This is a genomic window from Prevotella sp. oral taxon 299 str. F0039 (assembly GCF_000163055.2).
GTDB lineage: Bacteria > Bacteroidota > Bacteroidia > Bacteroidales > Bacteroidaceae > Prevotella.
Genome location: NC_022111.1, coordinates 867262 through 880723, shown reverse-complemented (window position 1 = coordinate 880723; position 13462 = coordinate 867262). Strand labels below are relative to the sequence as shown.

Here is a 13462-nt window from a genome sequence, read left to right as displayed (position 1 = left end):
TCATAGATAAGATGTTTAGATTTGAAAACCCTATATACTTGTGGCTGTTGCTGATTATACCTATCTTGATTATCATAAAGATAATGATGTGGTATGTTCAACGTAAGAATTTAAGTCGTATTGGCAATCCAACTTTACTGAAAGAGCTTATGCCTGATGTGTCAAGATTTCGTCCTTGGGTGAAGTTCTTATTGCTTATTACAGCTTTATCTTCATTGATATTGGCTTTAGCACGTCCACAGTTTGGCTCAAAAATATCACATGAGAAACGCAATGGCATTGAGGCTATTATTGCATTAGATATAAGTAACTCTATGTTAGCACAAGACGTGCAACCTTCTAGGTTAGATAAAAGTAAGCTAATGATAGAGAATCTTATCAATAGTTTTATCAATGATAAGATTGGATTGGTAGTTTTTGCTGGAGAAGCTTATGTGCAATTGCCAATAACAAGCGACTATGTGTCTGCAAAGATGTTCTTAAGCGATATTACTCCCAATCTAATTTCAGCACAAGGAACAGACATTGCTCGTGCAATTAGAGTCTCTCTTAGTTCTTTCACACAACAAAAAGGCGTAGGAAAGGCTATTATTCTTATTACAGACGGAGAGGATAATGAAGGCGGAGCATTAGAAGCTGTGAAGGAAGCAAAGGAAAAAGGAGTTAATGTTTTTATACTTGGGGTAGGCGATAGTAAAGGTGCTCCAATCCCATTAGGTAATGGTGAATATTTAAAAGATAATCACGGGCAGACGGTTATGACTGCTTTAAATGAGAATATGTGCAAAGAAATTGCTCAAGCAGGTAGTGGAACCTATATTCATATTGATAATACTAGCTTGGCACAAGAGCAATTAAATAATGAATTGTCCAAGCTTCAAAAGGGTGATTCAGATGCTGTTGTTTATTCTGAGTATAATGAGCAATTCCAAATCGTTGCCCTCTTGTCATTTATTCTATTGTTAATAGAGGTGTGTTTGTTAGAACGTAAAAATCCATTATTTAAGCGATTCAATTTATTTAAGAGATAATGAGATATAGAATAATTATAACATTTCTCGTTCTTTTGTTTGTTTCTACTATTCAAGCGCAAAATGAACGTAAAGATATTAGGAAGGGAAACAAAGCCTTTCGTCAACAGAATTATGTACAAGCAGAAGTTGACTATCGTAAAGCTACTGCTAAAAATGGTCGTAATCCACAAGCTATTTATAATTTAGGTTGTGCTTTTATGGCTCAACAAAAAGACTCTTCGGCTGTTGTTCAATTTGAAAATGCTTCTAAAATAGAAACTAATCCCAAGAGAAGAGCTATGGCATTTCATAATATTGGAGTAATATGTCAAAAGAAACAGTTATTCTCTGAGGCCATAGAAGCATACAAAGAAAGTCTAAGAAACAATCCTTCTGATAATGAAACTCGTTATAATTTGGAGTTGTGTAAACGACAGCTAAAGAACCAAAATAATAATAATAACGATAAAAATCAGCAGAATAAGAACAACAAGGACAAAGATAATAAGAATAAAGAGCAACAGAAAAAAGATCAAAAAGACGATAAAGATAAGCAGCAAAACAATCAGCAGCAGCAGCCCAAAGAGCAAATGAGTAAAGATAATGCTGAGCAACTATTGAATGCTGCTATGCAGAAAGAAAAGGAGACACAAGATAGATTAAAGAAAGCAATGCGTCAATCTTCGACAAGAAAGTTAGAACGTAATTGGTAATAATATATTTGAAATAAGGTATTTTTAGTTATATGAAGAGATTATTATTATTTATCTTTATATCATTAATAGAACAGCTTGTTTTGGCGCAAACAATTCAAGTTTCAGCACCAAGACAGGTAAAAGCGGGAGAAAACTTTCGTGTATCTTTTACCATTTCTACTCAAGATGTAAATGGTTTTAAGATTGGTACAATTCCAAATGGACTTGAACTTATAACTGGTCCGTATACTTCTATGCAGTCAAGTATACAAAATATCAATGGAAAGGTAAGTAGTTCATCTTCTGTAACTTATACTTATACACTATATGCAGCAAAGAATGGAAGCTATACTATAAGTCCTTCAACTGCAACTTTGTCAACGAAAACAATTCATTCAAAACCTGTTGCAATTGTGGTTAGTGGTACTTCAACTCGCAATTCTGGTGCCCCTAACATGCATAATGATTATGATGAAGAGACAACACCACGAAGAACTGCTGGTAAAGTAACTGACAAAGACTTATTTATCAGAGTAAGTGCAGACAAGAATACCGTTTATGAGCAGCAACCTATATTGCTAACGTATAAAGTTTATACCCTTCTTGATCTAACACAGTTAGAAGGAAAGATGCCGGAACTTACGGGTTTCCATACTCAAGAGATTCCTCTTCCACAGCAAAAGAGCTTCCATGTAGAGAGGGTTAATGGTAAAAACTATCGCTGTGTGACATGGAGTCAATATGTAATGTTCCCTCAAGTGACTGGAAAACTAGAGATTCCATCTATTACCTATAACGGAACTTTGGTACAAAGAATTGACAACTTAGATCCAATGGAGGCCTTCTTGAATGGAGGAGCGAACTATACAGAGATAAAAAAGGCAATAAAAGCCCCATCATTATCTATTACTGTTCTTCCATTACCTAACAAACCTGCAAACTTTTCGGGTGGAGTTGGTTCGTTTACAATATCTTCTTCTTTAGATAAGAAAGTGGTAAAGAGTGGAGATGCAGTTGTTTTACGAGTGGTTGTTGATGGAGTTGGAAACTTAAAACTCTTGAAACAGCCTGTATTCGACTTGCCAAAAGACTTTGATAAGTATGACCCTAAGATTATAGATAAGACAAAAGTAACATCAAGAGGAGTCGAGGGACAAATGATTTATGAGTACATATTAGTCCCAAGAAATCAAGGAAACTACACCATTGGAGCCATTCCTTTTGTTTATTACGACACTGCAGTCAAGAATTATAAGACAATTCAAACTACACCTTTAAATATAAAGGTAGAGAAAGGTGCAGAAAGTAGAAGTCGTATAGAGAGCTTTGATGCTGAAAAACTAACAGATATTCAAGGAATAAGAAAGGGAAATATAAGCGATTTTCAATCAGAGCAACCTTTCTGGGCTAGTCCTTTATTCTATAGTCTGCATGGATTTGCCTTTCTAATCTTTGTTGTTGCATTCTTATTCTTAAGAAAACAACAAATCAATAGTCTTGATGTTTTAGGACAAAAGCATAAGAGAGCAAGTAAAGAAGCAGCTAAACGTTTAAAGAAAGCTAGAACTCTCCTACAAAAAGAAGATGCTAATGCATTCTATGATGAAGTGCTAAAAGCTCTTTGGGAATATGTTGGTAATAAGCTCAATATGCCTATAGAGATGCTAACTCGTGATAATATTATCGACAAACTCTCTTCATTAGGAGTGAATGAGAATGCGATTATACTATTTATAAAGGCTTTAGATGAATGTGAATACGCACGCTTTGCACCTGGAGATAAAAAAGGAAATATGACAAAGACATACGAATACGCATCAGATGCCATCGTTAATATTGATGATGCCATAAGCAATAAGAAATCAAACTCAACAGCTTTAAAAGCTATTCTATTATTCTTAGGATTACAGCTGTTTGCTCTTTCATTTGTAGATGTGAAGGTTCAAGCTGCAAACATCTCAAATACTAAAATTGAAAGTATAAAAGATTCTGCTGATACCAATTATCAAAAGGGAATTTATACACAAGCCATTAAAGCGTATCAAGAGCTTTTGAAGGTGGGAGAATCTGCGACATTACATTATAATCTTGCCAATGCATATTATAAAACCAATAATCTTGCGTTAGCAGTATTAAACTATGAGCGTGCACTTCACTTGTCTCCAAATGACAAAGGCATACGAGCAAACTTACAATTTGTAAATTCTAAATTGGTAGATAACTTCGTACCTGAGAGCCAAGCGCCTTTAGTTTCATTCTATTATAGTGTTATTAATGCAGTAACTACAACTGGGTGGGCTATTTTATCATTAGTAGCTTTATGCTTGTTTGTTGCTACTTTCCTAATATATCGCTATGTTTCATCGCTTAAATTTCAAAAGATTAGTTTTACAATAGCAATGCTTTCTGTTGTATTATTTATCTTATCAAATCTCTTTGCTTACCAACAAAAAAGAAAGTTAAGCGAACATAATGAGGCAATAGTAATGAGTTCAAAGGCAGAAGTATTTAAAACGCCTAACAATTCTGCTAAAACAGAAATTATTTTGCACGAAGGTACAAAAGTAAAGATAGTTGATTCAGATATAAAGAATTGGTTCGAAGTAAGCTTACCAGATGGTAGAAGCGGTTGGATTAAAGCCTCTTTATTAGAAAGAATATAAGTATTTGAGTCGCAATTATTGTTTAGAATAAAGAAAAGGAGAATATTTTGATTGATACATTAATAAATCTAGACCGAGCAATATTGTTATTTTTTAATGGCAGTAATTCATTATTTCTAGATGGAATGATGCAAGCTTGGACTTCAGGGCTTACCTGGATTCCTCTTTATGTTACTCTTTTCTATCTAGTAGTGAAGAATAATGAAACCATGGCACAAATTGGTTTAATAGTATTAGGTGCTACTTTATGTCTTATATTAGATGGCGGAGTAATCGAATTGCTAGTGAAACCATTTGCAGAACGGTTACGTCCAATAAATGATCCCTCGCTAAAACAATTATTAGATATTGTTCCTGGGACCTATGAGAATAGCTTTAGTTTCTTTTCTGCACATGCTGCGAATACCTTTTCTATTACAATATTCTTCTCATTATTGATAAAGAATAGACTATTCACTGCCTTCATGCTTCTTTGGTCATTTGTTAATTGTTACACACGGTTATATCTTGGTGTCCATTTCCCATCAGATGTGTTAATTGGTTTGGTATATGGTGGTTGCATAGGAACATCAGTTTATATATTATATAATAAGATATGTAAGAAGTTATTATTAAAGAAATCATTCTTTTCGACACAATATACCGCAACAGGATATGCCATATCAGATATTGAAATGGTTTTAATTATTATGTGTTTAATCATTCTTTATACAATATTTAGAGGTGTTTTGTGTTTTGTATGATATTATAAAAAGAATAAAGAACAAGATAAAATGAATATAAAAGAGATATCAATAAAAGATTATAACTATGAATTGCCCGACGAAAGAATTGCAAAATTCCCAAAGTCAGAACGTGATCACTCTAAGATACTTATATATAATAAAGGTGATATTGTAGAAGACATCTTTTATAATATAGTGAATTTTCTTCCAGAGAAAGCTCTAATGGTTTTTAATAACACAAAAGTTATTCAAGCACGATTGCATTTTCAAAAGCAGAGTGGGGCACATATAGAAATCTTCCTGCTTGAGCCTGCTGAACCATTCGATTACGAATTGATGTTCCAAAGAAAAGAACAATGTGTTTGGGTGTGTATGATTGGTAATCTCAAGAAATGGAAAGAAGGTGTTTTAACTAAAGAAATTGAGATCAACGGGCATTCAGTTACAATCAAAGTAGAGCGTTTAGAACAAGTCGGAGCAAGCCATAAAGTGTGTTTAAGTTGGGACGATACCTCTTTATCTTTTGCAGAATTAATTGATGTAATTGGCGAATTACCTATTCCACCTTATTTAAATAGAGATACACAAGAAAGCGATAAAACTACATATCAAACGGTATATTCTAAGATAAAAGGCTCTGTTGCAGCTCCAACTGCAGGACTTCATTTTACTAAAGATGTACTCTCTGAAATTGATAAAAAAGGAATTGTTCGTGAAGAACTTACTCTTCACGTTGGAGCAGGAACTTTCAAACCTGTTAAAAGCGAGTTGATTAGCGAGCACGATATGCATACAGAATATATAAGTGTAAGCAAATCGACATTAGAAACACTTCGTAAGTTCAACGCATCTGCCATTGCAGTGGGTACAACCAGTGTGCGAACACTCGAGAGCCTTTATTATATCGGTCTGAAACTTCATAAAAATCCTCACCTAATCGACGAAGAATTGGCCGTAAAACAATGGGAGCCTTATGAACAAACTACAAATGTAACTGCACTTGAAGCTATAAATGCAATCATTAAATATCTAGACGAAAATGATCTAGATACACTTCATTCTAGTACTCAAATCATGATAGCTCCAGGCTATGAATATAAGATTGTAAAAATGCTTGTAACTAATTTTCATCAGCCTCAAAGTACTCTTCTATTGCTAGTGAGTGCATTTATTGGTGATAATTGGCACAAAGTGTATAACTATGCTTTAGAACATGACTTTAGATTCTTGAGCTATGGTGATAGTTCTTTATTAATTCCATAATTAATTAAACGGAAACGTAAAATATGAAAATAGGTGATAAAGTAAGATTCCTTAACGAAATTGGAGGAGGAAAGATCGTTGCTTTTAAGAAAAATAATATTGTATTGGTTGAAGATGAAGACGGATTTGAAATACCAATGCAATTAAATGATATTGCAATAGTACAGAGCGACGATTATAGTACTGCAAAGGTTATAGGTGCAACAAGTACAAATAAGGGAGAAACAACAGATGAATTGAATAATCGTTCAATCAAATCAATGTTGTCGCAGCACGAAGATGAAGAGATATTTGATGATTCTTCTGTTGATTACGACCCTGCAGATAGAGAGATAACCTTTAAAGAACGCATTGAAGAAAGAAAGGGGGGAAACAAAATTTCTGCTTATTTAGCCTTCCTTCCACTAGAAGAAGACTTTAATAATAATACCACTTTTAAATGCCATTTGGTAAATGATTCAAACTATAACATCAATTACTCTTATCTTGTAGCACAAGAAGAAAGCTGGGTTTTACGCTCTGTTGGTGTTGTAGAAGCTAATACTAAGATATTTATTGAGGAGATATCCAAAGAGCATTTAAATGATTATACCCACGTTGCAGTACAATTATTCGCTTATAAAGAGGGCAAAAGCTTTTTAATTAAGCCAACTATTGATAGTAGAATACGTATTGATGCAGTGAAATTTTTTAAGAAGAATACGTTTAAAGAAAATGATTTCTTTGATCAAGATGCATTGCTTTATGTAATAGTAAAAGATGATATATGCCCTAAGACTATTGTAGTTGAGCAAGAAAACATTGTAGAGGAGATTAAGAAAAATACTGAATCATTCAATAAAACCAATGTTATTATTAACGACTCAACAAGTAAAGTTGGAAAAGAGCAATCGAACAGTATTGAAAAGATAAAAACTGATATTGAAGGTAATGACATTGTTGTGGTTGATTTGCACGCTGATGCTTTGCTCGAAACAACTACAGGAATGGGAAGTACTGATATTTTGAACTATCAACTCAATGTTTTCCGTGACAAACTAAAAGAATATCGTCGTAAAAAAGGACAGCAGATAATATTCATTCATGGAAAAGGTGAAGGCATTCTACGCAATGCTATTATCAATGAACTACGCTATAAATATAAACAAAATGATGTTCAAGACGCATCATTTCAGGAGTATGGATATGGTGCAACGCAAGTAATAATTAAGTAATGAATAATTTTGGATTTATAAAAGTTGCCTCAACAACTCCTACTTTAGAAGTTGCTAACTGCAAATATAATATCAATGAGATATTAAAACTAGCTGAACAGGCAGAAAAAGAGCACGTTGAGATTATTGCTTTTCCAGAGCTTTCAATCACGGGTTACACATGTCAAGATTTATTTAGACAAACAGCTTTAATCAATGGAGCAGAGCAAGCGCTTTGTTATTATATAGACCAAACAAAGCAGTTTGATCTTATCTCCATTGTAGGTCTACCACTTAAGGTAGGCGATTTATTGCTCAATGTGGCTGTTGTATTGCAAAAAGGCAAGATACTTGGAGTGATTCCTAAAACTTATTTGCCAAACTATGGTGAGTTTTATGAAAAACGTTGGTTTGCATCTTCACAAGACTTACGTCCAACAGAGGTTGTAATTGCCGACCAAAAGCTTTTAATCTCGGCAAAACCAGAGCTTTTTCGCACTGCAAGTGGAGTTCTTTTTGCGATAGAAATATGCGAAGATGTATGGGCACCCATTCCTCCTAGCAACCGATTAACATTGAGTGGAGCTGATATAATATTCAATTTATCTGCTAGTGATGAGCTTATTGGAAAGCATAACTATTTAAAAAGCTTGCTTTCTCAACAAAGTGCTCGCACTATTTGTGGCTATATATATAGTGGAAGTGGTTTTGGAGAAAGCACTCAGGACCTTGTTTTTGGTGGAAATATATTGATATACGAAAATGGAAGATTGATAGCTTCTGGAAAACGATTTTCTCTTGAAAATCAATTGGTTACTGCTCAAATTGATGTTGAGATACTTCGAAATGAGAGAAGAGATAATACCACTTATATCAATGCTCAACGTTCATCAGAATTGGGTATCGAACAGATTGATGTTATTTCTTGCTTTGCACGAGATACCAATATCTTTGAACTAGAAAGAGCAATTGATCCACATCCTTTTATACCTACAGGTGAGGGTAGAGACCAAAGTCTTGATGACATATTAAACATACAGGCTCTTGGCTTAGTGAAACGTTTAAAACACATAAACGGCAAGAATGTAGTTATCGGAATTAGTGGAGGACTCGATTCTACGCTTGCTCTTCTGGTATGTGTCTTGGCTTTTGATAAACTCAACTTAGATAGAAAAGGTATTATTGGTGTAACAATGCCTGGCTTTGGAACAACCGATCGAACCTATAACAATGCACTCGAGTTGATGAATAAGTTAGGAATTACGAGTAAAGAAATTAATATTTCAAAAAGTGTTCTACAGCATTTTGAGGATATTCAACACGATATAAACAATCATGATGCTACTTATGAAAATTCACAAGCACGAGAAAGAACACAAATATTAATGGATTTAAGCAATAAGCTTAATGCTATTGTTGTGGGAACTGGTGATTTAAGCGAATTAGCTTTGGGATGGGCAACTTATAATGGTGACCATATGAGTATGTATGGAGTGAATGCAAGTGTGCCTAAAACTTTGATCTTACACTTGGTTCAGTATGTTGCAACACTGCCACAAATGGAGAATATAAAAGATGTCTTGCTAGATATTGTACAAACTCCAATTAGTCCAGAGTTGATTCCCGCTAACGAATTAGGTGAAATCAAGCAGAAAACAGAAGATTTAGTGGGCCCTTATGAGCTACACGACTTCTTTCTTTATCATTTCCTTCGTCATGGTTTCACACCTGAAAAGATATATTATTTAGCATGTAATGCCTTTGGAGAAAATAGAAATGCAGAAAAATCATACTCTCATTCCACAATTAAGGCGTGGCTAAAGGTATTTATTCGCCGTTTTTTCTCGCAACAATTCAAACGCTCTTGTTTGCCCGATGGACCGAAAGTGGGTAGCGTTAGTTTAAGTCCAAGAGGCGATTGGCGTATGCCTAGTGATGCTTCTATGAATTTATGGTTAGAGAGATTAGAAGTAATTATATAGATAAATTATAAATCATCAATTAAGACTACTTGTTTTATTGATGATTTAGCTTAATCAAGATAATCTATCATATTATATTTAGTCCCTCTTTAAAAAGAAGTTTAACCTCTATTATTCAGGAGATAGTCTCTCTAAATCTGTTGTCAATCTGTATCCTTTCATTTTTTACATATAAAATTTGCAGATCTTTTATGATTATAAAATCCCATATGAGACTTAACCTGTAGGCTTAAAGAAAATGTAACTAGACTTTTAAAAATTTGTTGTTAATATATTTTTTTGTTACCTTTGTCATCTAGTAATTTAACGATAAAACAATATTAAGTATATGAGTAAGATATTTGCAGAATATTCTGGTCTGGATTTAACAAAGACCAATAATGAAATATTGGCTGCATGGCAGTCTAAAGACATCTTCCATCGCTCAATAGAAGAGCGTGAAGGTTGTCCAGAATTTGTCTTCTTTGAAGGTCCACCCTCTGCAAATGGTCATCCTGGCATACACCATGTTCTAGCAAGAGCAATTAAAGATACTTTTAACCGCTATAAAACGATGAAAGGTTTTCAAGTTCATCGTAAGGCAGGTTGGGATACACATGGGCTTCCTGTTGAGTTAGGTGTTGAGAAAGAGCTAGGTATTACAAAGAAAGATATCGATAATAAAGCATCTGCTAAATATATCTCTGTAGAAGAGTATAATCACAAATGCCGTGAGAATGTAATGAAGTTTACAGAAGAGTGGCGTGAGTTGACAGAGAAGATGGGTTATTTCGTAGACCTAGAACATCCTTATATAACATACGAAAATAAGTATATTGAAACTCTTTGGTGGCTTTTAAAGCAATTCTATACAAAGGGATATTTATATAAAGGTTATACTATTCAGCCTTATTCACCTGGTGCTGGAACAGGATTGTCTAGTCATGAGTTGAATCAACCTGGGTGTTATAAAGATGTAAAAGATACTGTTGTAACTGCATTATTTAAGGTCGCAGAACCAAAGACTGAATGGACAGAGTGGGGAACTTCATATTTTATGGCATGGACAACAACACCTTGGACTCTTCCTTCTAATACAGCTTTGTGTGTTGGACCAAATATTGACTATGTAGCAGTTCAAACATACAATCCATATAATGCGCAACCCGTTACTCTTATATTAGCAGAATCTCGTTTAAATGCTTATTTAAGTGGGGAGGGAAAAGATCTTCCTCTAAATGAATATAAGCAAGGCGACAACGTGATTCCTTATAAAGTAATTGGTAGTTATAAGGGTAGTGAGCTTGTTGGAATACATTATCACCAACTAATGCCATGGGTAAAACCAAGTGCAAAGCTAGATAATAATGCTGTAGAGTTTATTACTCGTTTTGCAGAAGCACATCCTGAAAATATATTTACATCAGAAAACGGAAAAGAACGCTTTGTTGAAATGTCTCAAGAAGCATTCCGTGTTATTCCTGGAGACTATGTAACAACTGAAGATGGTGCTGGTATTGTGCACATAGCGAATACTTTTGGTGCTGATGATGCTAAGGTTGCAAATGATGCAGGAATTCCCCCTATTATCTTAATCAATAAGAAAGGCGAGACACGTCCTATGGTTGATCTACAAGGTAAATATTATACTGTAGATGAACTAGATGATAACTTCATTTCTAAATGCATTGATGTTGAGGCTTATCAACATCATGCTGGCGATTATGTGAAGAACGCTTATGCTCCAGAATTTAATGTAAACGGATATGATGAGAAAGCTGCAAATGCTGCAGAAGACCTCAACTTGATTATTGCTCTTGAAATGAAGTCAGAAGGAACTGCGTTCAAGATCGAGAAGCATGTACACAACTATCCTCATTGTTGGCGTACAGACAAGCCAGTTCTTTATTACCCATTGGATAGTTGGTTTATAAAGAGTACTGCAAAGAAAGCCAGAATGTTTGAATTGAATAAAACCATTAACTGGCAACCCGAATCAACTGGTACAGGAAGATTTGGTAATTGGCTTGAAAATCTAAACGACTGGAACTTGTCTCGTTCTCGTTTCTGGGGTACACCACTACCAATTTGGAAAGATGAAGATGGTGAAGAAAAGTGCATTGGCTCGTTAGAAGAACTGTATAATGAGGTCGAAGAGGCAGTAAAAGTAGGCTTTATGTCTTCAAACCCATTGAAAGATAATGGTTTTATTCCTGGAGATTACTCAAAAGAGAATTATGATAAAGTAGATCTTCATCGTCCTTATGTTGATAATATTGTTCTTGTTAGTAGCAAAGGAAAGGCAATGACTCGTGAAACCGACCTTGTAGATGTTTGGTTTGATTCAGGTGCTATGCCTTATGCACAGGTGCATTATCCTTTTGAAAATAAAGATATGATAGATAAAGGTCTTGCTTTCCCTGCAGACTTTATCAACGAAGGTGTAGATCAAACACGTGGTTGGTTCTTCACTCTACATGCAATTGCAACAATGATATTCGATAGTGTTGCTTTTAAGAATGTTATTTCAACTGGTCTTGTGCTTGACTCTAAAGGCAATAAGATGAGTAAACACGTTGGTAATGTGGTGAATCCATTTGATATGATAGAGAAGTATGGAGCAGATTCTGTACGTTTCTACATGATGACCAATAGTGAACCATGGGATAATCTTAAGTTCGATAAAGAAGGGGTTGATGAAGTTCGTCGTAAATTCTTCGGAACTTTATATAACACTTATTCATTCTTTGCTCTTTATGCTAATGTTGATGGATTCTCATTTGCAGAGAAAGAGGTTCCATTAAATGACCGCCCCGAGATTGATAGATGGATCTTATCTTGCTTACATACATTGATTCGCAATGTAGATAAGGAACTTTCAGAATATAGTCCTACTAAGGCTGGTCGTTTGATAGATGCTTTTGTAAATGATGATTTATCAAACTGGTATGTAAGATTGAACAGAAAACGTTTCTGGGGTAAAGAAATGAGTACTGATAAATTAAGTGCTTATCAAACACTTTATACTTGTTTGGAAACTATTTCGAAACTATTAGCACCATTTGCGCCGTTCTTTGCAGATAGATTATATTGCGACTTAATGTCTGCAACACATCGTGAAGCGTTCGACTCTGTCCATTTAGCGCATTATCCAGAAGCGAAAGAAGAATATATTGATCATGATCTTGAAGAGCGAATGAGTATTGCTCAAAAGATAACTTCAATGATCTTAGCTCTTAGAAGAAAGGTAAATATCAAAGTTCGTCAGCCACTTCAACAGATAATGGTACCTGCTGTTGATGATAAACAACGCAAACATATTGAGGCAATTGCAGAGCTTGTTAAAAACGAAGTAAATGTAAAAGAGCTTAACTTTATTGAGACTGATGGTGTTTTAGTGAAGAAAATAAAATGTAACTTCCGTACTCTTGGTAAGAAATATGGTAAGTTAATGAAAGATATAGCTAATAAAGTGAACACTCTAACGCAAGAAAATATTATTGAAATAGAGCGTAGCTTGAAAGAAAAGGAAAATTATGTTCTTGGTATTATTGCTGAACAAGAGGTAATCCTTGAAAAAGAAGATGTTGAAATTATTAATGAAGACATTCCAGGATGTTTAGTTGCAAACGAAGGTAACGTAACAGTTGCACTTGAAGTTGAATTAACCGAAGAATTATTACAAGAAGGTTTGGCTCGTGAGTTGATTAATCGTATTCAAAATATGCGTAAAGATAATGGTCTAGAAATAACAGATCGTATCAATATTATGGTTGCAGAAAATGACAAAATGCAGGCTGCAATTGAGCATTATGGAGAATATATCAAAGGTCAAGTATTAGCTGATAATATTACAATTGCAACTAATAAAGGTGAAGAAGTTGATTTTGATGACTTTAAGCTTAATATAAAGATCCAAAAAGTATAACAGAACGTAATTTAGAAATTT

The 13462-nt window shown here is 34.4% G+C and carries 8 protein-coding genes; all 8 read left to right on the top strand.

Features of this window, described 5'->3' with window-relative positions; genetic code table 11:
- Positions 1-11 precede the first annotated feature (11 nt).
- Positions 12-1031: a VWA domain-containing protein gene (locus tag HMPREF0669_RS06575; protein WP_009227739.1), complete on the top strand. Its 1020-nt coding sequence runs from the start codon at positions 12-14 to the stop codon at positions 1029-1031.
- The gene (locus tag HMPREF0669_RS06570) at positions 1031-1726 is read left to right on the top strand and encodes a tetratricopeptide repeat protein (RefSeq protein ID WP_009227738.1); all 696 of its coding nucleotides are present in this window, start codon (positions 1031-1033) and stop codon (positions 1724-1726) included. The genes HMPREF0669_RS06575 and HMPREF0669_RS06570 overlap by 1 nt, the downstream gene beginning before the upstream one ends.
- 32 nt (positions 1727-1758) lie before the next feature.
- Complete coding sequence (locus HMPREF0669_RS06565) at positions 1759-4371, top strand: BatD family protein (protein ID WP_020967258.1); 2613 nt, start codon at positions 1759-1761, stop codon at positions 4369-4371.
- Between the two features lie 47 nt (positions 4372-4418).
- Positions 4419-5114, top strand: a complete 696-nt coding sequence (locus tag HMPREF0669_RS06560) for a phosphatase PAP2 family protein (protein WP_009227736.1) — start codon at positions 4419-4421, stop codon at positions 5112-5114.
- A 30-nt stretch (positions 5115-5144) separates the two neighbouring features.
- On the top strand, positions 5145-6359 hold the full coding sequence (locus tag HMPREF0669_RS06555; protein WP_009227735.1) for an S-adenosylmethionine:tRNA ribosyltransferase-isomerase: 1215 nt from the start codon (positions 5145-5147) through the stop codon (positions 6357-6359).
- A 23-nt stretch (positions 6360-6382) separates the two neighbouring features.
- Entirely contained in the window at positions 6383-7573 is a 1191-nt protein-coding gene (locus HMPREF0669_RS06550; protein WP_009227734.1) for a DUF2027 domain-containing protein, read from the top strand.
- Positions 7573-9534 (top strand): NAD(+) synthase, encoded by a 1962-nt coding sequence (locus HMPREF0669_RS06545; RefSeq protein WP_009227733.1) that lies wholly within the window; start codon positions 7573-7575, stop codon positions 9532-9534. The genes HMPREF0669_RS06550 and HMPREF0669_RS06545 overlap by 1 nt, the downstream gene beginning before the upstream one ends.
- Before the next feature lie 328 nt (positions 9535-9862).
- Positions 9863-13441, top strand: a complete 3579-nt coding sequence (gene ileS, locus HMPREF0669_RS06540) for an isoleucine--tRNA ligase (RefSeq protein WP_009227732.1) — start codon at positions 9863-9865, stop codon at positions 13439-13441.
- Positions 13442-13462: the final 21 nt, after the last annotated feature.